Source organism: Edaphocola aurantiacus, from assembly GCF_019797745.1.
Lineage (GTDB): Bacteria > Bacteroidota > Bacteroidia > Chitinophagales > Chitinophagaceae > Edaphocola > Edaphocola aurantiacus.
Genome location: NZ_VOSI01000001.1, coordinates 286,233 through 309,641 on the forward strand (window position 1 = coordinate 286,233; position 23,409 = coordinate 309,641).

General features: G+C 43.9%; 15 protein-coding genes. 5 read left to right on the forward strand and 10 right to left on the reverse strand.

All coding sequences use genetic code 11. The features are described from left to right. Positions 1–9: 9 nt before the first annotated feature. Positions 10–294, reverse strand: a complete 285-nt coding sequence (locus tag FTD44_RS01200) for a GNAT family N-acetyltransferase (protein ID WP_129021057.1) — start codon at positions 292–294, stop codon at positions 10–12. Positions 295–480: 186 nt separating this feature from the next. Between FTD44_RS01200 and FTD44_RS01205 the strand changes: the two genes are divergently transcribed. Together FTD44_RS01205 and FTD44_RS01210 are read left to right on the forward strand one after the other, a co-directional pair. Beyond that, a complete protein-coding gene (locus FTD44_RS01205) occupies positions 481–1,239 on the forward strand; it encodes a glycohydrolase toxin TNT-related protein (RefSeq protein WP_222164796.1) in 759 nt (252 codons plus the stop codon). 3 nt (positions 1,240–1,242) lie between these two features. Further along, positions 1,243–1,662: a hypothetical protein gene (locus FTD44_RS01210; RefSeq protein ID WP_222164797.1), complete on the forward strand. Its 420-nt coding sequence runs from the start codon at positions 1,243–1,245 to the stop codon at positions 1,660–1,662. A 59-nt stretch (positions 1,663–1,721) separates the two neighbouring features. Here the strand turns inward: FTD44_RS01210 and FTD44_RS01215 are convergent, their stop codons facing one another. From FTD44_RS01215 to FTD44_RS16125, 5 genes are all read right to left on the reverse strand, one after another. After that, positions 1,722–4,628, reverse strand: coding sequence for a T9SS type B sorting domain-containing protein (locus tag FTD44_RS01215; RefSeq protein ID WP_222164798.1), 2,907 nt, complete (start codon positions 4,626–4,628; stop codon positions 1,722–1,724). A gap of 700 nt (positions 4,629–5,328) precedes the next feature. Further along, positions 5,329–6,228, reverse strand: coding sequence for a CorA family divalent cation transporter (locus FTD44_RS01220; RefSeq protein ID WP_222164799.1), 900 nt, complete (start codon positions 6,226–6,228; stop codon positions 5,329–5,331). A 40-nt stretch (positions 6,229–6,268) separates the two neighbouring features. Then, a complete protein-coding gene (locus tag FTD44_RS01225) occupies positions 6,269–7,420 on the reverse strand; it encodes a glycoside hydrolase family 3 N-terminal domain-containing protein (protein WP_222164800.1) in 1,152 nt (383 codons plus the stop codon). Positions 7,421–7,432: 12 nt separating this feature from the next. After that, entirely contained in the window at positions 7,433–9,124 is a 1,692-nt protein-coding gene (locus FTD44_RS01230) for a sodium:solute symporter (RefSeq protein ID WP_222164801.1), read from the reverse strand. Next, entirely contained in the window at positions 9,121–9,246 is a 126-nt protein-coding gene (locus FTD44_RS16125; RefSeq protein WP_262901653.1) for a hypothetical protein, read from the reverse strand. The genes FTD44_RS01230 and FTD44_RS16125 overlap by 4 nt, the downstream gene beginning before the upstream one ends. 155 nt (positions 9,247–9,401) lie before the next feature. On the opposite strand from FTD44_RS16125, the gene lpdA reads away from it, so the two are divergent. Together lpdA and FTD44_RS01240 are read left to right on the forward strand one after the other, a co-directional pair. Next, entirely contained in the window at positions 9,402–10,808 is a 1,407-nt protein-coding gene (lpdA, locus tag FTD44_RS01235) for a dihydrolipoyl dehydrogenase (RefSeq protein WP_222164802.1), read from the forward strand. Between the two features lie 207 nt (positions 10,809–11,015). Next, a complete protein-coding gene (locus FTD44_RS01240; protein WP_222164803.1) occupies positions 11,016–17,585 on the forward strand; it encodes an Ig-like domain-containing protein in 6,570 nt (2,189 codons plus the stop codon). Between the two features lie 618 nt (positions 17,586–18,203). Here FTD44_RS01240 and cmk read toward each other — a convergent pair. Beyond that, positions 18,204–18,905 (reverse strand): (d)CMP kinase, encoded by a 702-nt coding sequence (cmk, locus tag FTD44_RS01245; RefSeq protein WP_222164804.1) that lies wholly within the window; start codon positions 18,903–18,905, stop codon positions 18,204–18,206. Positions 18,906–18,979: 74 nt separating this feature from the next. Here cmk and FTD44_RS01250 point away from each other — a divergent pair, with 74 nt between their 5' ends. Further along, positions 18,980–19,825, forward strand: coding sequence for a 1,4-dihydroxy-6-naphthoate synthase (locus FTD44_RS01250; RefSeq protein WP_129021047.1), 846 nt, complete (start codon positions 18,980–18,982; stop codon positions 19,823–19,825). Between the two features lie 57 nt (positions 19,826–19,882). On the opposite strand, the gene FTD44_RS01255 is transcribed toward FTD44_RS01250, so the two are convergent. From FTD44_RS01255 to FTD44_RS01265, 3 genes are all read right to left on the reverse strand, one after another. Then, complete coding sequence (locus FTD44_RS01255) at positions 19,883–21,253, reverse strand: M56 family metallopeptidase (protein WP_222164805.1); 1,371 nt, start codon at positions 21,251–21,253, stop codon at positions 19,883–19,885. 1 nt (position 21,254) lies between these two features. After that, complete coding sequence (locus FTD44_RS01260) at positions 21,255–21,620, reverse strand: BlaI/MecI/CopY family transcriptional regulator (protein WP_222164806.1); 366 nt, start codon at positions 21,618–21,620, stop codon at positions 21,255–21,257. A 107-nt stretch (positions 21,621–21,727) separates the two neighbouring features. Next, positions 21,728–23,158, reverse strand: a complete 1,431-nt coding sequence (locus tag FTD44_RS01265; RefSeq protein ID WP_262901654.1) for an L-serine ammonia-lyase — start codon at positions 23,156–23,158, stop codon at positions 21,728–21,730. Between the last annotated feature and the right edge of the window lie 251 nt (positions 23,159–23,409).

The following is a 23,409-nucleotide window of genomic DNA, read 5'->3' on the forward strand; positions in this document are numbered from 1 at the left end:
TTTTATAAATCAAAAAAGTACGTCCTTTATTTCTGGTGTCTTATCAAAAACACTTTTTGCAAACGGACAAAGCGGCATGATCTTCAGGTGCTCCTGGCGGGCATATTCTACAGCAGCCATGAGCATTTTATTACCTACACCCTGACCTTTAAATCCAGGATCAACCTCTGTATGATCGATAATAAACTTGCCTGGTCCGGCATGAGTATAGGTCATCTCTCCCGCCTGGCGACCATCTTCTGCTACTGCCCTGAAACTGCCTTTACTCTCATTGTGTATGTGTAATATATCCATAATTTTCTGTCTGTTAGATTGTTAAGTTAATGAATCCAAAGGTAAAGTCCTAATGTAAACTGAATATTGATCTATGATAAGATCGGTCAATTTATCCCGAAATGACTAAAATATAATGTACAGGTCCTTCCTTTAATCATCTTCAGCTATTATTTTCACATCACTGTTAATTAACACTCATCCTTTATGAACAAACTACAACACTCTATGAGGGGGATGCTCTGCACCCTCCTCTGCCTGCTCTCCTTTTATGGCAGCCAGGCCCGACACAACACAGCCCTCGCTATTGCTGCTACAGTAGGCTCAGCCATTAATCTTACGGATATTGAAAAACCGGTCGTGGCTCCATTCTTTAAGAATGCCGATGAGTTTGCCGCCACCTTTGACCGTAACGGTGCACTGAGCTCTGAACAACGCCAGACGGCTTTTGACCTGTACAACCAGCAAAAGTGGAACGAGCTGGAAGCGCTTTTTAAATCCAACAGCTGGAATGGTGGCTGGCCTCCGGCTAATGGTGGCTACAACATCATAGATGATGTACCACTTAAAGCTGGGATGAAATTTGACCGTTACAGTGCTGCAGTAGGTAATTATACCGGAGAGGGCACGCCTAATCTGGGTGGCAGCTTTACCAGTCCGCTACTCAACGGACAGAGCTATACATTTACCCAAAGAGCACTGAACCAGGCAGAGCATACCTACGATTTCTATTATGAGATTGAAGTGCTGAAAGACCTGCCGTTTAAAGGACAGATCGCAGATATCATTCCCTGGTTCGGACAGGCGGGCAATGGCAAACAAACCATGTGGAAGATACCGGTAGACCCGGCCAGTGGTTATCCTAAAACATGGAACCAGCTGGCTAAGGAAGGATATATAAAAGTAATCATAAAGCAATCTCCCAGCGGGAAATATCCTAATATTGCAGGAACCATAATTCCATAAGTTATGTACAGAATAGACCATACAATACGCCTGCTGAAAGCAGCTGCAGTGGATAAAAAGGAATTCCGCAATGAAGAAACAAGGCCATCTGCCTGGACGCAGTTTCACTGTACCCAATGCGGAGAAGCCAATCCCTTGCTGATTACGCCTTACGAAAGCGGTTTTCCGATCTTAAGTCTTTACGACGGCACTATGCCCAAATTGAAGCAAGAGGAACTGCTGGAACATAAGGCCCTGCAACATACCCATCAGAGCATGCTGCATGTCGGTGCATTGACCGTGCGCGACCTGCCTACCCTATACTTCGGTACCGATTGCCATAAATGCAACACTCCGCATATATGTATATTCGGTTACGGCGAGCAACAGCCGGGACTGGAAATACTGGAGGTATCTGGTGTATGGCAATATGCCATAAGATAAATGAACTGCTATTATACTAAAGGGGCGCGTTGATCAACGCGCCCCTTTGATGTTTTGTATTATTTCAGTAAAGTCAGTTCACCGGAGAATGATCGAACATCGTTATTGAGTAGTCTTACCTTAATCGTATAATAATATACACCCTGCTGCTGCAATACTCCTTTACTACTGCCATCCCAGCCCGCATTCACATTGGATGTACTGTACAATATCTGCCCCCAGCGGTTATATACATTAAATTCCAGGAAGGTATACGCACGATCAATACTTAACTGTGGCATGAATACATCATTACGACCATCACCGTTTGGCGTAAAAGCATTGGGCAGTATGATTTTCGGATCATAAGGTCTTACCTGTATCGGGATCGTAACAGAATCAGCACAATTATGTCTGCCTACAGCTGCAACCAAAACATTCACCATACCTGGCGCAAGGGCTTTAAAATTGTTGCTATATGCCGTCTGGTCTGCAAACAAGACAGTGGGCTGCCATTTTGAGATCTCATAAGATTGTCCGGTGCTGCTGGTATTGATATACACAAACTCATCTTCGTAAGGGTTGGTTACTGTTGCAACAGCATCCAGATCGAAGTTTACAATATCGATATTGATATGGCGAATGATACTGTCACAACCATGTACTGTACGTATTGTATCCTGTACATAAACACTTTTGGTATACACTACGCCATTCAGCGTAAGGCGCTTACACGCAAAGGTATCAATGCTGATTATAGTAGGATTTTGAGGATATACTTTAATAGTAGCAATGTTATATACACTATCACAGCCCAGGCGGGATAAAAGCGTATCGCTCACAACTGTATCAGCATAATAATTCTGTCCTTTATAACGCAGGCTCCCACAGCCTTCCAGCTGTTCATTTACTGTAAGCGGATTGACTGGAACAACGGTAAGGTTGAGGGTAATGATGCTATCACAACCCGCGGCATTGATCAGGGTGTCTTTGGCTGTATTATTTGAAGCAGTGTACTGCTGCCCGTTAAACTGGTAGCTGCTACCCTCGCAGACAGATGCCTGTACTGTACCATAGGTAACTGGTTTGATCGTCACCATTTTAGTTTTACTCAAAGCACATTGACCAGCAGCAGGAATAAAAGTGTAAGTAGTTGTATTATTACTGTTCCAGGAGGGCACCCATGTCCCGTTTATTCCATTGACTGAAATTGCCGGCAAAGGACTAGGCGCACCTCCACATAAAGGTAAAATAGTATCAAATGCAGGTACAATCATCGGTGTGCTCGTAACCGTTACCATTACAGAAGAAGGACTGTAACAATCATTTACCGGATCGTAATAAAATGCAAAATAAGTGCCTGAAGCTGCAGCAGCCGGAGTGGCATAAGGTGTACCGGAATGGGTATTATTGGTATACCACTTAAGGCTGATCCCAGGGGCAGCAGTACTTATCACAAGATTGCTCAGATTCGTTTTTGTTGCCGGACATACAATGCTGGCAGAATCATTACTAAGAAGCGGTGGATCTCCTGCCGTAGCACAATTAACGGTCATTTTATGCACAAATGCATCTTTGCCTCCATTCGACGTTAGCGTATAAACACCACTACCAGGATCAAAATCAGCCGTATTGTTATAGAAACCCGTCAAATATATATTGCCCTGATTGTCCCGCTCAAGACCATTTGCCCAGTCATATCCTGGGCCTCCCATTGATTTGACCCAGATAAGCCCACCTAACGGATTCAGTTTCTGAACAAAAACATCAGTTTGCCCAGCGGAGACCAGGTTAAGTACAGCCGGCCCCGGATCGAAGTCTGCGATGTAAGCATAATAGCCTGCAGAATATATATTACCAGCTGCATCTGTAGTAATTGAAAGCAAATTATCTATATTTTCCCCTCCCATTACCTTAACCCATAGAAAGTTACCTAAGGGATCAAGTTTCATAACCATACAATCTCCTCCGTACGTGCTCTGTGAGGTATGAATGGCAGTACCGGGGCCGGGATCAAAGTCAACCGTACCGCTATATGTACCACCAATGATAATATTACCATTAACATCAATTGTGATACATTCACCAACTGACCCACCTGATTGCAGGTTAATGCCTTCTGTTTTTCTAGCCCAGATAAAATTACCAGCCGGATCAAATTTAGAAACATATAAATCATATGGCTGTACTGCTGTCATGTTATAAACACCTGGTCCTGGGTCAAAATCTTCTGTGCCTGAAAAGAATCCAGTTGCATATAAATTTCCCGAAGCATCCAAAGCTATAGAATTGCCAATATAGTGTCCGAGCCCTCCAAGTTTACCTGCCCATAGAAAGTTTCCAGAATTATCAAGTTTGCAGATAAAAATACTCTGACCATTATTACCGGTAAGATTATAAGTCCCGGCACCGGGATCCGCATCGATAGTTCCTTCATAAAGAAAGCGAATATAACAGTTCCCACTTGCATCTGTCAGGATTGTATTACCTGTACCAGAACCAGATCCCATTAAGCCTTTGGCCCAAATGAAATTACCAGATGAATCCAATTTAAGTACAAAAATGCTTCCCATTCCTGAAAGGTTAAAAACACCTGGTCCGGGGTCAAAATCAACCGTTCCATTATAACAACCCGTAATATATAAATTACCTGTTGCATCTACAGTAATTGAATAGCCAATTTCTACTACGGTACCATATATGGCTTTAGCCCATTGAAACTCCCCATTGGCATTTAGCTTTGAGATATACATTGCTGCTCCCCAGGTAGTTTTGACAAGATTATAAACGCCAGGTCCCGGATCGAAATCGGCAGTATATTCAAAAGAACCGGTGGTATATACATTTCCGTTAGCATCTACAGCTATATCCCGTCCCTCTTCATCACCATTTCCGCCAAGACTTTTCGCCCATTCCAGCTGTACATTTTGTGCATTGGAATGCAATACCACCCCAAAAAAAATAAAAAATAAAAATATTAATCTCATCAAAAGGTGATTTAACTATGCCTACAGTAAAAGTAAGAAAATAAGAAAGGATATAATTAAATTAACTGAGTATCCGCTTAAAGGAAACAAAGTCTAGCATTATGATTTAAGTAGCTTATATCTCTATTGCTACCTTTTGCCTTGATGCAAAAGGTAGCGCCAAAAAATCAAGGCTGTATAAATCCCTGGCTAAAAATCAATGTGTCGGCCGGGTCGCAAACCAGACTCGCTGCGCTCAGACAGTGGTTTCCGACTTGATCGACCGAGCCAATGATTTTATTAACGCCGGATTTATAAGGCCGTTCGAGCGATCTGTTCTGTACGGATCGCTTATTGTTTTCATCACAGCGATAGTCATTTTGGAGTGGAGCTGCGATCGTTGAGCATCGAACGCATCATACGTTAAGCTCAGGCGATCAATGCACGCAATGGTACAAAATGGTGGTGCTTTGCAATCGCCTTGATGAAAACAAAGGCATTTTTGGTCCTTTTGTTGCCGGACAAAAGGACGAATAAAATAGTTACCTAAATGCGGATAGTCAGTTTAAATTAATTACAGGCATTAAAGCACTATATATTTATAGCCGGGAAATATAAAACAGCCTTGAGAAAAAGATGCATCTCCGCTGCAGTTGATATAATAAGAAGCGCTACCCTTCGAGGCTCGAAGGGTATGTAAAATTATATGAACACTTAATCCTTAAAAAATCCGCTTCCGTTTGAACCAGATAAAGATCACCACACAAATAACAGCCATAAGACCGAGTACAGCAAAGTAACCATAGCGGGTCTTGAGCTCGGGCATAAAGTCGAAGTTCATGCCGTATATACCCGCGATAAAAGTAAGCGGGAGAAAGAAGGCGGAGAATACGGTAAGCAGTTTCATCACCCCATTGGTCTTCTGCGCATCTAGGTTCAGGTAAGAGTTGAGCAGGTTATTCGCATTCTCCCATTCCTCTTCAAAATTCAGTACGAGGTTGAGTACGGTATCGCGTACATCCTGCATAGGCACTTTCACTGCCTTGGGCATCTCGACCTGGTGCATCACATTCTGTGTAATGAGCAGCAGCTTCTTGATAATGCGGGTATGTGCTTTCTGAAAATATAATTCTTCGAGTGATACTTTGGCCCGCGTACGCAGGAAAATCGTGCGCTCCAGGTGTTCATTACGTTCCGATAGCACCAGGCTGGGCTTATCGTAGGTACGCAGGATTTTATGAATGAGGTATATAATCAATAACTCAGACTGGGCAAATTGCTGGGGTTTGACATTGGTCAGGAAGTCAAAATCGGCACGGTGAATGGTGATCACCATTTGCGGATTGTAAAAGAAAGCGACCTTATTGGTGATATCTGTAATCGAATTGCTCTTGTAATGAAAGGCATGGGTATAGGCACGCAGAATGAGGAAGTGATAGTCATCTCCCTTTTCATACTTCGGAAGGTGACCTGCTTCCAGGCTATCTTTTACCTGATAATAATCCAGTCCGTACATTTTGGCAATACCATCCAGATCCTCTTTCTGAGGGTCTTTAATATCGATCCACTTAAAGTTTCCGTACACCTTTTCGGTATACGCACAGGAGAATGGTACGGCCATCACAATATCTTTTTAGGTCAGGTATAGTTTAAAACAGTAATTACTGTAATAGCTTTAATTTAATCATACGTTTTACGGAAGCCTCAAACTGCTTGCCCAATGCAGAGCCTTTGGTAATCTCTGCTGCAATGAGTCTGTTGAGTTTGGCGGGATCTGCCGGCATCAAAACCAGGTCCACGCCTGCTTTGGCCGCTTCCCAGTCTGCATCCGGAAAGTTTTTGGAGGCCTGCATATTCATGGCATCGGTAGTGATAATGCCTTTAAAGTCCATTTTATCCCGCAGCAATTCGGTTACAATTTTACGTGAAGTAGTAGCGGGACGATCATTTTCGGTATTAAAACCTTCCGGATTATTGCGCACGGAAATATGTCCTACCATAACAAATACCGGTTTAGACTGGTTCATTACTTTTTCAAAAGTAGCCAGCTCGGTCATCTTGCCATTGATAAATACCGATTGCTTATGGGTATCTCCGGTAACGGCACCATGCCCGGGAAAATGCTTAATGGTAGCGGCTTTCCCGTCTTTCTGGGTCTCATCGATAAAAACGCCTGCCTGTTTCATGATTAAGGCCGGGTCATTACCAAAAGAGCGCTTGTTGATGATTGCAGCATTCTTAGCGATATCTACAATCGGCGCAAAGTTGATGCTGATACCGATTTCATCCATCAGGTGATTGATCGTATCTACTGAAGCACGTACGGCATCTTCTGTTTTCAGATTGGCCGTGGCATCCATCTTAGGTTGTCCGGGAAATTTATTGTGCAGTAAAGTAGGTTCACAGTCACAGGCAAACAGGGGTACCAGCCCTTCTATTTCATAACCAACCAGCTCATCATGCTGCTTAATGAATTGGTCACGTGTACCTTTCAGAAACAAAACGTTAGCTGCATTCTGTGCCTGGACACTGGTCTTTACGGTAGTTGCATAAGGATAACCCAGCGTTTCGCTGGAGGCTACCATAATCATTTGCGCGGCACGTTGCTGTGGGGTCATGGCTGCATACAGCTCCTCTACCCGCTTGTCTATGGCGGCATTAGCAGCGTAGTAGCGACTACCGATATCTTCGGGTGTACGCTTTTTTATGATCATCGGCTCGTTGCCGGTATTCTTATGTTTAGCAGTCGACTGTCCGTTACAGGCCAGGGCCAGAGAAGACAGTGCTGTGAGGAGCAGGGCAGATTTTACCATAATTAATATATGCTATGCAGTTTTGAGATTCTTTTTCAAACCGGCCTGTATCATCAGGGCGATCAGGATTACCAACAGGGATCCTATTACATTAAACCACAAAAAGCCTACAACGTTTAATTTATAAATAATAAAGATAAGGACTTCCGAAATAACCGCCGCCAGGAATACCGCTCTTCCTGAGACAGATTTGAGGAAGAAGGCAACCAGGAATATACCCAGTATCACGCCATAGAACAGGCTGCCCAGTTCATTTACCGCCTCGATCAAAGAACCCATACGGGTTGCAAACATGGCTACCAGGATACTGAATATACCCCAGAGTAAGGTGTATAGCCTTGCCCAGCGCAGCTCCTGCTTGTCGGTCATTTTCTTATGAGATAATAATAGATGAACATCTAACAGCGTACTGGAGGACAGCGCATGCAGGGCAGCTGATATGGAGCCCCAACTAGCCAGGAATACTACGGCGAACAACAGTCCTATCATCCCTACCGGCAGATAGTTGCGTACAAAGTGGAGGAAGATATAATTGGTATCATTAGCCTCCGCCGCAACCTGGTTTTTATCCACCATATCCCGGAAACGGGCACGGCTTTGTTCAATCTCTTTCTGCGTTTGTTGCAACAAATTCAGGTTATGACTTATGGCATTAGGATTAGGGGTATTGCGCAAAGCCACTGCAGTAGTGGCCCGCAGGGCTTGCTGCTCAGTAAGCATATTATACTGTATCGCCAGATCGGCATAGTCTGCCGGTGCTGCTTTCTGGGTAAGGGCTACAGCCTTCTCATTAAATGAGATGGGTGCTTTCTGTATCGAATAAAATGCAAACAATAAAGCGCCCAACAGCAAGATGAGGAATTGCATCGGGATCTTTACCATCCCGTTCATCAGCAAACCCAGCCGGCTGTCCCGCATATCCTTAGCAGATATATAACGCCCCACCTGGCTCTGATCGGTTCCGAAATAAGACAAGGCCAGGAAAAAGCCTCCGATAATTCCGCTCCAGATATTGTATTTATCTTTTATAGAAAAGTCGGTCGTGATGACATTAAGTTTGCCAGCCTTTCCTGCAAGATATAAGGCATCACCAAACCCAACGCCTTTGGGCATAGCCTGTACCAGCAGGTAGCCTGCAAAGGCCATAGAACTGATGATGATGATGAATTGTATTTTCTGTGTCTGCGCAATAGCCTTGGCCCCGCCGGTATAGGTATAGATGATCAACAATCCGCCTACCAGTACATTGGTCAGGTAGATATTCATATCTAATATGGAGGATAGGATAATGGAGGGTGCGTATACACTGATGCCGGTTGATACGCCCCGGGAAAACAGGAATAACATACCGGTAAGCAAACGTGTATTGCGACCGAAGCGTTGCTCCAGATATTCGTAAGCGGTATTCACATTCAGCCTTCGGAATATAGGAACAAAAACGGCCGAGATTACGATCATGGCCAGCGGCAGACCGAAGTAGTACTGCACAAAACGCATACCATCGGTATAGGCCTGTCCCGGACCGGAGAGAAAGGTAATAGCACTGGCTTGTGTGGCCATAATACCCAGCAGTACAGTGTACCAGGGCATTTGCCTTCCGGCCATGATATAAGATTCGCGGCCTGCTCCCCTACTCTGGTACAGTCCATATATAATAATGGCCATAAGGCTGCCGATCATAATGATCCAGTCTATATAACTCATTTGTACATTCGGGTAAAAAGGGTGAACAATAAGATCAGTATGGCCAGCCACAGGATAAGGGCCAGGTACCAGCTGCGCCAGTAACGACGCTCTTTCATCTGTCCGGGATCTATTGTTTTCATGTATCGGATATCGTTCCTGCAAACCTAATCCTTTTATGCTAGGCTGCAAAAGGCTTCATGCAAAATTATTGTTGGTTTACCCTGAATTAATTACTTTTGTGCGATCAATTTCGAGAAAGTACATTATTTAATATACCAAAAACAATTTTATTACTATGGCATACGATGTAATCGTAGTAGGTAGCGGTCCTGGGGGTTATGTAGCCGCCATTCGTGCTGCACAATTAGGTTTTAAAACAGCAATCGTTGAACGTGAGAACCTGGGTGGTATCTGCTTAAACTGGGGTTGTATCCCTACTAAAGCGTTACTGAAATCAGCACAGGTGTTTGAATACATCAGCCACGCACAAGACTACGGTGTGTCTGTAGAAGGTGCTAAGCATGACTTCGAAGCCATCATTAAACGTAGCCGTGGTGTTGCAGATAAGATGAGCAAGGGTATTCAGTTCCTGATGAAAAAGAATAAAATTGAGGTTATCAATGGTTTTGGTAAACTGAATGCAAATAAAGAACTGGAAGTTACTGCTGCTGATGGTAGCGTAACCAAACATACTGCAAAACATATCGTACTGGCTACAGGTGCACGCAGCCGCGAGTTACCTGCCCTGCCTATCGATGGTAAAAAAATCATTGGTTACAGAGAGGCCTTAACACTGCCTACACAACCTAAATCTATGATCGTTGTAGGTTCTGGTGCCATCGGAGTAGAGTTTGCTTACTTCTATAGTGCTTTAGGTACTAAAGTAACGATCGTTGAATTCATGGACAGAATCGTACCTGTTGAAGATGCGGATATCTCTAAAGAACTGGAGAAATCTTTCAAGAAAAAAGGTATCGAAGTTATGACTTCATCTTCTGTAGAGAAAGCTGATATCAGCGGCGAAGGCGTAAAAGCTACTGTGAAAACAGCTACCGGAGAGATCACCCTGGAAGCAGAGATTTTATTATCTGCTGCAGGTGTAAGCACTAACATCGAGAACATCGGTCTGGAAAGCCTGAACATTGCTACTGATAAAGGTCGCGTAACTGTTGACCCTTACTACAAAACAAATGTAGACGGTATCTATGCTATCGGTGACATCGTTCCTGGTCAGGCTCTGGCACACGTTGCGATGAAAGAAGCGGTAATCTGTATCGAAACTATCGCACATAAAGAAGGTAAGTTTGCACACGTACCTGCGGTATTAGACTACGGTAATGTACCAGGTTGTACTTACTGCAGCCCTGAGATCGCTTCTGTAGGTATGACGGAGAAGGCAGCTAAAGAAGCTGGTTACGAAGTTAAAGTGGGTAAATTCCCATTCTCTGCTTCCGGTAAAGCTAGCGCTGCCGGTGCAACAGAAGGTTTCGTAAAAGTAGTTATTGATGCTAAATACGGTGAGTGGTTAGGTTGTCATATGATCGGTGCTAATGTAACTGAGATCATTGCGGAAACGGTAACTGCACGCAAACTGGAGACTACCTACCATGAGCAATTAGACACTATCTTCCCTCACCCTACGATGAGCGAAGCAGTGAAAGATGCTATCGAAGTAGCTTTAGGCGAAGCAATTCACCTGTAGTAAAAATTTTACACAAATATTATAAAAGGGGCGATGTTACATACATCGCCCCTTTTTGCTGTAATATATATCCACAAAGGCTATTGCCTATATATAGTGTTTATATCACATATAATATATAAGTTAAAGATATATAATTATTTCACAAAATAATACTAATTTTGAAGTATGAAACATTAGTTCTACACAACTTAAAGTAATGAATGTATGAAGGCACATTTACAAACACATCTCAAAAAACCAAACAGTAAGCTATCACGGCGCATAAGACAATTCGCCTTGGTAGGTCTGTTAGGTCTATTCCAACATCAGGCCCTGGCACAGGTAAGTGTAAGCGCTACCGTTGGTACAGCAACAGGAACGTATACTACCGTTAACGATGCCTTTACGGCAATTAATGCAGGAACCCACAAAGGGGTAATCAACATTACTGTTACCGGCAACACTACAGAACCGGCTACCCCGGTACCCCTGTTAAAAAGCGATGGTACAACATCGTCTTATACCTCCATTACCATAAAGCCAAGCGGTAATGCAATCATTAACTCCAATGCAGCTCCTGTAACCAACAGGGGTATTATTGAACTGGCGGGTGCGGATAATGTAACCATCGATGGTGACGATCCGTTAACTGCAGGTACACAGAACCTGAGCATCGTTTCTGTAACCTCTGCTACCGCAGGTATTGCATGTATTCGTCTGTCGTCCAACTCTACTACAGGTACAGATGGCGCAGATAACAATACCATTAAGAACTGTATTATTACCGGTTCACGTAACAGTGCGACCAGTACTGTTGTAAACTATGGTATTCAGTTCTCTAACGGTGTTTCCACCAGTTCTGCTTCCACAGGGGCTTATGCAAGTACCAATACATTGATTCAGAATAATACCATTACCCGTTGTTATTATGGTATCAATGCTATTGGTGGATCTTCTACATATCTCCTTACTGGTTTACAAGTCCTGAATAATACTATCGGTAGTGCAACAGCTAGTGATTATGTTGCGTTTAAGGGCATTGCCTTATCCAATACTGCAACAACAGCTGGCAGCAGCTCTGCAATCATCAGAGGCAATGATGTAAGAACCGGTCACACTGCAGGAAACGCTAGTATGTCGGCAATAGAAGTTGGTGCAAGTAATGCCGGGATACAAATCCTGTCTAATAATATACATGACTGTATTAACCCTACTTCAGGAGTTTGGGGCATGTATGGTATTGGTATTATATCTTCGACGAGCAATGCTAATATCATGATTGCAAACAACTTTATCCGTGACATCGCTGGTTATACCGTAGGTTCTACCGGTAACCAATATGGCGGATGGGGTATATATGTAAGCGGGGATGCTACCAATATCAACATTATACACAATACTATTGCACAACAAGTTTCTACTGTTATCGGCGGATGTATCTTCCTGAACAGCAGTGGTGCTACAGTTGCTAAAATGCTTAATAATATTTTAGTGAATAATGTTGCCAGCCAGTATTCTGTGTGTATTTACAATACGGCAACAGCTAATATTTCTGCCGGTACTGTAAATAATAATAACTATTACATCAATACGACTTCCGGTAACCTTGGTTATTATGGAGCTACTATACCAAACCTTGTTGCCTGGCAAACGGCTACATCCAAAGATGCTCTGGCTAAAAATGAACTGCCTCCATTTGTATCTGCAACAGATTTGCACCTCACTGCAGGAGCAAATACTTTCCTGGAGTCAGGTGGAGCTACTGTGGCGACAACTGGTATCAGTAACGATATCGACGGACAAACAAGACCTGGTGCATCAACTTACGGATACGGTACTGCACCGGATATCGGCGCAGATGAATTTGATGGAAAGGCTGCCTGTGCAACTCTGATAGCCACAACAACAACAGCCACTCCGAACAGTAACCTGTGTATGGGAGCAACGGTTACATTTGCATTATCTGCTGCACAAAATGGCCCTGGTATTGTATATAACTGGCAATCTTCCAACAATGGTACTACTTACAGCAATATTTCCGGGGCTACCTCCAATACTTTAACTACTGCTGCGGTTGCGAATTATTACCGTTGTAAAATATCTTGTGCTTCCGGCACGGACAGCTTGTTCTCGACACCGGTTCAGCTTAATTTCATCAACAATATATTATCTGCTACCGGAGCTACACGTTGTGGTGCCGGTACAGTAAACCTTACTGCTACAGCAAACAGCGGGGGAACCATCAGATGGTATACTGCCCCAACGGGTGGCGCATCGATTGGTACAGGATCTCCATTTACGACTCCTTCTATTGCTGCTACAACCAATTTCTACGCCAGTTCAGAAGTGACCTCTGCAGGTACTTCTATTGTGGGTAGCGGTGCTACAACAAGTACCACTTATCCGAACCCTTTTTACAGTAACTGGTCTAATACCCATAACCAATACCTGATCACTGCTGCAGAATTGCAGGCTGCCGGTCTGACTGCCGGTAATATTACCAGCCTTGGCATCAAAATTATCAGTGGCACAACCGCTCTGCAGGAAGTTTCTGTAAAGATGGCGCATACTACTGCGACAAATATGTCTGCATTTGTTGCTCCTACCTTTACAAACGTGTATACTGCGACCACATTAACACCGGTAGTAGGTATCAACACGTTAACGTTCACCACACCGTTTAACTGGGATGGAACGTCTAATGTGGTAATCGAATTCTGTCATGGAAACAGTGGTAGTACTGCTACCATCTCCAGCAGTGCAGAAGCTGATAATACTACTTATGTATCTACAATTCACGTAAACAAGTCTGCTGCTACAGCTGGTAATGCAGCCTGCGCAGATCTGACAACAGGTCTGACTACTTACAGCGTAAGACCTCGTTTCTATTTTGGTGGCCAGGTTGTATGTGCGTCTCCACGCGCTGCCGTTACCGCAACTGTAAATACAGCACCTGTATTTGATGTAACCAATGACAAAACTGTATGTAATAACGCTATTACTACTTTAACGTTAACTTCATCTCAGGCCAGCTATAATAATGTAACCTGGAGCCCGGTAACCAATCTGTTTACAGATGCTGCAGCTACAGTAGCCTATACTGCCGGTACACATGCTTATACTGTATACCAAAAATCAGCTACTGCTGGTTTAGTTACTTATATAGCTACTGCAAATAACACCTCAACATTATGTGGTGCGGTAGATACTGCAAAAATTCAAACATTACCAGCAGCAGCTACAGCCATTGCAGCAACTGGTGTTTTATGTAATTCCGGCAGCAGCGTTATTGCACTGAGCCCGGCTATTACGCAAACTGGTGTACTGTACCAATGGCAGAATTCTGCAGATAACAGTACATTCGCCAATATTGCTACAAATGGTACCGGTGCAACCTATACAACACCGAGCATCACCGCTACTCAATATTATCGTGCAGTAATCAAAAACAGCGATAACACAACATGTTTCAATTCTGTATCTGATACAGTTCTGGTTAATAATCCACAAATACTGACGACCTCTCCTGCTACCCGTTGCGGTGTAGGTCCGGTAACTCTTAGTGCTACAACTAATGCGAATGCGAGTGCAGCATGGTATGCGGCAGCTACCGGTGGTGCTGCTTTAGCAACAGGTAACTCCTTTACCACTCCGTCCCTTGCTGCAACTACCAATTACTGGGTATCTGCAAGAGCATCAGGATCAACAGCTGGAAGTGCACAGGTTGGTACAGGCACAGACCTGACTACTGCTACAGAAGAGCTGACTGCTTTCTGTAACCGCAGGGTGAACTACAGAATGCAGATGATCTTTACCGCTGCAGAACTGAATGCCTTAGGCATCACCGGAGGTAATATCACTGGTATCGGATTTAACATCACCACTTTAGGCGATGCTGCTTCCAATGCAAACTATACCATCAAAATGGGTACCACTACCCAGAGTACCTTCTCGACCTACATCACTACTGGCCTGAATACTGTATATGGTCCGTTAAACTACACCCATGCTGTAGGTAATAATAACATCACTTTCGCTACTCCATTTGTATGGGATGGTGCTTCTAATGTAGTTGTAGAGGTTACGCATGACGGTATTGATAATATCAACAATGCACAGACGTATTATACGACTACATCCAGCGCAATGCTTGGTTATTCATATAACAGCAGCACAACAGCTACGACCAGCACTAAGCGTCTGAACACAACTTTCTTCTATCAGAATCTGTGTGAAAGCCCGAGACAACAAGTTACCGCTACGGTTACTCCTGCTCCGGCATTCGACATTACCAATGACAAAACAGCTTGTAATAACGGTATTACTACCCTTACCGTTAACTCTCCGGCTGCTAACTTTAATAATGTAACCTGGACACCGATTGCAAACCTGTATACCAATGCAGCAGCGACTACTCCTTATACTGCAGGTACCAATGCCAGCACTGTATACTATAAGAGCAACACTGCCGGTATCACTACGATTACTGCTAATGCATTAAATACAACTTCACAGTGTGCCAATCTGGATACCATTAAGATCCAAACCTTGCCTGCAAGTGTGACTGCTGTTGCAGCACCTGATTTAATTTGTCAGTCTGGTACATCAACAGTTACCATTTCTCCTGCAATTACGCAGACTGGTATGGGCTATCAGTGGCAGAACTCTACAGACAATGTAACCTTTACAGATATTACAACAGGTGGTACCGGCGCAAGCTATACAACACCGACCATCACCACTACCAGTTACTATAGAGTAACTGTAAAAAACAGTGATGGTGGAGTATGTTTCAATTCTGTAAAAGATACTGTTATTGTAAACAATCCTCAGATCTTAACAACTGCCCCAGCAACCCGTTGTGGTCCTGGTACCTTAACACTGGGTGCAACAGCTAATGCTAATGGTCAGATCAAATGGTATAGTGCAGCTACCGGCGGAACAGCATTAGCTACCGGCACAAGCTTTACTACTCCATCTCTGGCAGCTACAACTAACTATTTCGTAGCTTCAGAAATGGCTGGCCCTGGCCCTGCTACTGTAGGTGCCGGTGCTACTACAAGTACTACTTATCCGAATCCGTTCTACAGTCTTTGGTCCAACACCCATAACCAATACCTGATCCCAGCTACGGAATTACAGGCTGCGGGTCTGTTACCTGGTAATATTACCAGCCTAGCGATCAAGATCAATAGCGGAACACTGGCTATGCAGGATTTCTCTATTAAAATGGCTCATACTTCTGCAACAAATATGTCTGCTTTTGTAGCGCCAACATTTACGACTGTATATACTGCAACAACGCAAACACCTGTTGTTGGGGTAAATACAATGAACTTTACCACTCCGTTCAACTGGGATGGTACTTCCAATGTAGTTATCGAGATTTGTCACGGTAACAGCGGAAGCAGTGCTACGATGAGCAGCAGTGCTGATGTGGATAATACAGCTTATGTATCTACCATCCACGTACACAAAAGCACTTCATCTGCCGGTGCGGCAACTTGTACAGATTTAACCACTAACCTGACGACTTATTCAATCAGACCTAAATTTACCTTCAGCGGACAAACCATTTCCTGCGTATCTACTCGTACCCAGGTAACTGCTACGGTAAATCCAAAACCAACTGCTGGTCTGAGTCCTACCGGAACAATCAATATTTGTGATGGTGCAACCCAGACATTAACAGCTACCGGAAGTGGTAACTACAGCTGGCTGAAAAACAATGCACTGGTACCGGGCCAAACAGGCAATACACTTGCCGTAAATCAAACAGGTGGCTATAAAGTTGTGGTAACAAATACTTCTGGCTGTAGCGATACATCTGTTGCGGCTAACGTGACTGTAAATGCTAAACCAGTAGTAAATCTGGGTAATGATACTGCGGTATGTGCTAACGTACCATTGACTTTAAATGCTGGTAACCCTGGCGCTGCTTACCTCTGGAACGACAACAGTACCAACAGTACTTTAGTTGCAGCTGCAGCTGGTCAGTACCGTGTTAAAGTAACCAACAGCTTCAACTGTTCTACTTCTGATACAATCAATATCGCACACAAAGTTGTACCTGTGGTAAACCTGGGTAATGATACTATGATCTGTCATGTACAACCATTGATCCTGAATGCTGCTAACCCTGGTGCCGCTTATCTGTGGAACACCGGAGCAACCAGCCAGACAATCAGTGTAAACCAGGCAGGTAACTATTCTGTGAGTGTAACCAATACCAGCAACTGTACCGGTACCGATGCTATCGCCATTACAGTTATGCCACAACCTGTAAATGATGGGTTCAACTTCGAACCATTGTTTAATGAGGCTATGGGTAAAGTGCGTTTTGAACCGATCAACCCGGCAGCGAATTATACCTATGCCTGGAACTTCGGTGATGGTGCAACCAGCGCTCTGGACAGCCCGGTACATACTTACGCTGCGGCAGGAGATTACCTGGTGACTATGGATGTATCTAACGGCTGTACTGATACTTCAGTAACCCTGTTGATCAGAGTAGACTTTACAGTAGGTACTGCAACCGTAGTGAAAAATAATATCGACATGAGACTGTACCCTAACCCGGCGCAGGATCAATTGAAACTGGAACTGGTTGGCGACAACATCTACTTCCGCAACATTAGTGTACACAATGTAGTGGGTCAGAAAGTAATCGATCTGAAAACGCAGAAAACAGTTACAGAAAAAATAAACCTCAGTCAGCTGCCGGCGGGTATGTATATCCTGAAAGCAGAAACTGATAAAGGTATGGTAATGCGCAAATTTGAAGTGATCAAATAAGACGCTGTTATCTCCTCTGAATGCACGATGCCCTCCATATGGAGGGCATCGTTTTTTGTATTCCTATGCATCATAAAAAAGGTAATGGCAGGAAGCGTTCTTCCTGCCATTACCTTTTTTTATATAAACTGACTATCTGCATGTAGTCAACTATCTTATTCGTCCTTTTGTCCGGCAACAAAAGGACCAAAAATGCCTGTTTTCATCAAGGCGATTGCTAGGCACCACCATTTTGTACCGTTGCGTGCATTGATCGTTTGAGCTTAACGTGTAACGCGTTAGGAGCTCAACGATCGCAGCTCCACTCCAAAATGGCTATCGCTGTGATAAAAACAAGTAAGCGATCCGTACTGTACAGATCGCTCGAAAGGCCTTATAAATCCGGCGTTCATAAAATCATTGGCTCGGTCGATCAAGTCGTAAACCACTGTCTGAACGCAGTGAGTCTGGTTTGCGACCGGCTGACACCTTGATTTTTAGCCAGGGATTTATACAGCCTTGATTTTTGGGCGGTGCCTTTTGCATCAAGGCAAAAGGTAGCCATAAAAAGTAATTCGAGGGAAAAGGTAAATCTTTGTTTCCTGTAAGCGGGTAATCAGTTTATATAAAGTTGTCGAACTACTTCTGGTCAGAATAGACATTAGCCAGCGTTTCTTCGACCCACTTCATAGCCAGTTTCAGCTGCTCTTCCTGGGTCATATCACTGTTATCCAGTACACGGGCATCTTCTGCCTGGCGCAAAGGACTTTCTTCACGGTTGCTGTCTATATAATCACGCATCTGCAGGTTATGCATAACATCTTCCAGATTGATGTGCTGTCCCTGCCCTTCCATCTCCATAAAGCGTCTCTTAACCCTTACGGCAATATCGGCAGTCATAAAGATTTTTAACTCTGCATGCGGGAATACTACGGTACCGATATCACGGCCATCCATTACGATTCCTTTCTTCTTACCCATCTGCTGCTGCTGCTTTACGGCAAATACCCGCACCGCTTTTATGGCAGCCACTTCGCTTACTTTCTGAGCAATAGTCATCTCACGGATATATTGTTCTACATGCTCATCATTCAGCACAATATCAGACTTCTCCGTAAGTGGATTGAACTCAAAATGCAGGTGAATATTTTCCAGAGCAGTGGCCACGCTGGTCTCATTATCGAGATGCACATTATTCCGGATAAAATATAGCGTAATTGCCCTGTACATGGCACCGGTATCAATGAAATTATAATTCAATTTCTTCGCCAAAGCCTTTGCCATAGTACTTTTCCCGCAGGAAGAAAAGCCATCGATCGCTATAATAATTTTCTTACTCATTTCTTTTAGGAATACTTTACAAAGATAGCAAGTAATAATGTATTACTTTTGAAAACCTAAAAAAATGCTGTTGTATGCGATTAAGCCTGGGCTTCAGCCCCTGTCCCAACGATACGTTTATATTTGATGATATGGTCAATAAAGACCATCCCGGATCTGATCTGCAATTTGATTTTGAGATGGAGGATGTCGAGACCCTGAATCAATGGGCGCTGGAAGGTAAATTAGATATTACCAAGATCAGTTACAGTGCATTCCTGCACCTGACCGATACATACCAGTTGCTGGATAGTGGTTCTGCACTGGGCAGAGGTGTTGGCCCCTTACTGATTACTACTAAAGAAAAATACGCATCTATTACCGATGTGCAGGCATTTATGCAGCAGGCAAAAATTGCCATTCCCGGTAAGTATACTACAGCCAATCTCTTACTGAGCCTGGCCTTTCCCGAAGCAAAGAACAAAACAGAAGTACTCTTCAGCAATATCGAAGCTGAAGTGCTGAACGGCACTTATGATGCAGGCCTCATTATTCATGAAAGTCGCTTTACCTATGCCGACCGCGGACTGGAGAAGCTGATGGATTGCGGCGAATGGTGGGAGCAGACAACAGGCGCTGCTATCCCTCTGGGCGGGATCATCATAAAAAAAGATCTGCCGGAAACCGTTAAGCAAGAAGTACAGCAAATGATTTCAGACAGCGTGGCCAAAAGCTGGGAGCGCTATCCCGAACTCTCTGCGTTTGTACAGGACAATGCACAGGAGATGGAAGAAGAGGTTATGCGCAAACATATCAACCTGTACGTAAACCAGTACACCACCTCTTTAGACACCGAAGGTGCTGCTGCAATAGAAACATTATTCAAAAGAGCATTTGAGGCCGGTATTATTCCCAGCCTGCCGCAACAATACATGATTTAAAACAATAAGCATCCGCTATGAGCGGATGCTTATTGTTTAGGCATATCTAACCAGAAATTACTTCGCGTTCTTCGTCACGATCTTAATCACTCCGTTACGGGCTTTGTCTCCGTATTGCTCCACAGATGCCGCATCTTTCAATACCTGAACAGATACGATTGTTGTAGGATCAATATCAGACAATGCTGCATTTTCTTTGATGACATCATCAATAATGATCAACGCCTTTACTTCCTTTTGCTGGTCATTGGTTACGGTAACCTGCACTTCTTTTCCGGATGTTCCCGGCATTACGGTGATCTGCTGTGCAGTTACCTTTGCCCCACCCTGCTCCATAGCTACATCTGACGCTTTGATCGCAATGTTTACCGTTTCCGGCTGGGCATGCTTCTGTGCGGCACCAGTTTCTAAAAGCATATGCTTGGTCACCTGTACTTTACCATCTGTACCGGCTTTTACGGTAACCGTATTTTCCGGTTTTATAATTTTACCGGAATGATCGGCTTGTTGTTCCGGTGCTGCTTGCTGCGTTTGTTTAATCACAATTTTCTGCTGTTGGGCAAAGCCTGCAGAACTGATCAGGGCTGTAGCCCCAAGCAAGGGCAAAGCCAGCAGATAAGAAAGTTTAAAACCGGATTGGGTTTGATTTTTATTCATCATATTGAGTCTGTTTTTCAGATTAGTAAAAAGAAAGGCATTGGTTAAATGTATATACCGGTTATGGGTAGCGGTATGTAACAGGCTATACTGGTATTGTGTTCTGTCCATTACGGTTGTAATCATTACCTCGTCTGTAAGGTACTCCAGGTTTTGTGTTACCGCTTGTCTCAATAATGGCATCCAGGGGTTATACCAGAAAATGATCTGCACCAGCTCTGTCAGCAGCATATCGATGGAATGCCCGCAACGGATATGTACCTGCTCATGCAGCAATACCGCGTCCAGCTGTTCTGTATTTAAAGTAGACGGATTGAGGTAGATATTGCCCATAAATGCAAATGGGGCAACAGGCAGCGACACCTCGCGGAATACAATACCCCTATGGCTGGTGGCTGTACTCAAAGCATGTATCCGGTAGATACCATACAGCCGGATCAGTAATCGAACGCAGCCCCAGGCCATACCTGTAAAAAGAAGTACAGACAAGCCTGCAGCAATCAAACTCAGGCTACTAAGGGGTTGTGTAGCAAATGCATCCGGTATAAGGGGTGTGCTATCTTGGTCTGTTACATATAGCACAATCGCCGGTCTTTCAAAAAAGGGCAGGCGCAAAAATGGTATGCTCACAGATAAGCACAGACCGATAAACAAGAGCCAGCGGTTAAACCGGTAAAAAGTATAGCGGCCGTATACGGTATGGTAAAGGATGACCAGTAATACCAGGCAGGTATTGGCGACCATAAGAGATATGAATAAAGGCTGACTCATATTATTTCGTTTTACCCTGTTCGATCAATGCAATAATCTCTTTCAGTTCCTCGGCAGATAGTTTGTTATCCTCCACAAAAAAGTTCACCAGTGCTTTGTAAGAGTTCTGAAAATAATCCTGGACGATATTGCCCATATGTACTTTCTTGTATTCCGGTTCAGGGATCAGCGGTTCATACCTCCAGGCATTGGCATACTTCACTGCCTGCACATACCCTTTACGCTCAAGGTTTTTAACGGTAGAGGCCAGGGTTGTATAAGGAATCTCATTTTGCGACATTGCCTGCTGAATGTCTTTTATAAAACCTCCATTCAATTTCCAGATGGCCAGCATGGCCTCCTCTTCTGGTATCGTCAGCTTTTCCATGTCTACATATTTTTCGTAAATCTACGAATATTTCGTAATTAAACAAAAATATGCACAAATAAAAAAGCAGCCATCTTTCGGTGGCTGCTTTTTTCACTTATAATAGTTTAGCACTCTGGCAGGGCAAGGCTGATATTCGTAGCCAGGCCGCCATCGGCAGTTTCTTTATATTTAGTATTCATATCTAGTGCGGTTTCCCACATGGTTTTCACCACCGCATCAAGAGAGACTCTTGCATTGTCCGGATTGCTCTGGAGGGCCAGTTGAGACGCTGTAATCGCCTTAATTGCCCCCATGGTATTGCGTTCGATACAAGGCACCTGCACCAGGCCACCTACAGGATCGCAGGTCAGTCCCAGGTGATGTTCCATTGCAATCTCCGCTGCCATCATACACTGTCGTGGACTACCACCCAGCATTTCGGTCAATGCCGCTGCGGCCATCGCAGAAGACACTCCGATCTCAGCCTGGCAGCCGCCCATTGCGGCAGAAATGGTCGCTCCTTTCTTGAAGATAGAGCCGATCTCACTGGCGCAAAGCAGGAAATGGTAAATTTTATCAGCATCATTGCCTCCACAAAATGCAATATAATACATCAGCACTGCGGGTATAACACCGGCAGCACCATTAGTCGGAGCGGTTACCACACGGCTGAACGAAGCATTCTCTTCATTTACCGCCAGGGCAAAACAGCTTACCCAATCCAGGATATACTGGAAGGAAGCCGGCTTCGCCTGAATCGCCTGCAACCATTCTTCATAATTATTATAAGTACTGCCCTGTAACAAGCGGGCATTCAGCTTAGCCGCTCTTCTGCTTACATTCAGCCCTCCGGGCAGTTTACCATCAATATGGCAACCACGGTATATACAGGACTTCATTGTTTCCCATATCTTCAGTACACCATCACGGGTCTCCCGTTCAGGTCTCCAGGCCAGTTCGTTCTCATGTACAATCTCGGAAATACTCAAACCGGTCTTAATACACCAGTGCAGCAGGTCCTGCGATTTTTCAATGATAAACGGCAACTCCACTTCAGAAGCCAGATTGCTATTTACACCTTCCTGCACTACGAAGCCGCCACCGATAGAATAATAGGTCTCGGCAACCTGCGTACCGTCATTCAGGGTACATAAAAAAGTAAGGGCATTAGGATGGAAAGGCAGGCTCTCATTCATCAGGAAGACAACATGCTCCTTAGGCTGGAAAGGAACTTCCTGTACACCACCCAGATTCATGATACCACGATCAGCAATCTGATCAATGGTAGGATAGATCTGGTTTACATCGAAGGTTACCGGATCGGCACCACATAAACCAAGTATTACAGCGACATCTGTTCCATGCCCCACCCCAGTTTTAGCAAGTGAACCATATAACATTACACTTACGGCACTTACTGACGAAAGCCCATAACGCTGCTGAAGAGTATCCAGAAATTGTAATGCGGCTCTCCAGGGTCCAAGGGTATGTGACGAACTCGGCCCTACGCCGATCTTAAACATGTCAAAAACAGATATATTCTCTCTAGTACTCAAGCAGATAATTTTAGCGATCCAAAATTAAAACAATGATCTCACAAAACAATTTTATTTATTTTATCTATGAACAGTGATCTTAATGGTCTGATATAGTTTAATTTATATAGTATATACAAGCTATACAGCACAGCGATTATATACCAAACGGTTAATGTAAAGAAGAAAATGCATTAATAAAATAATATTTTCTCATATAAATACTAAATACTACCTTTGCAGCCTGAATTTATCAAATAAATTTTTTTAAT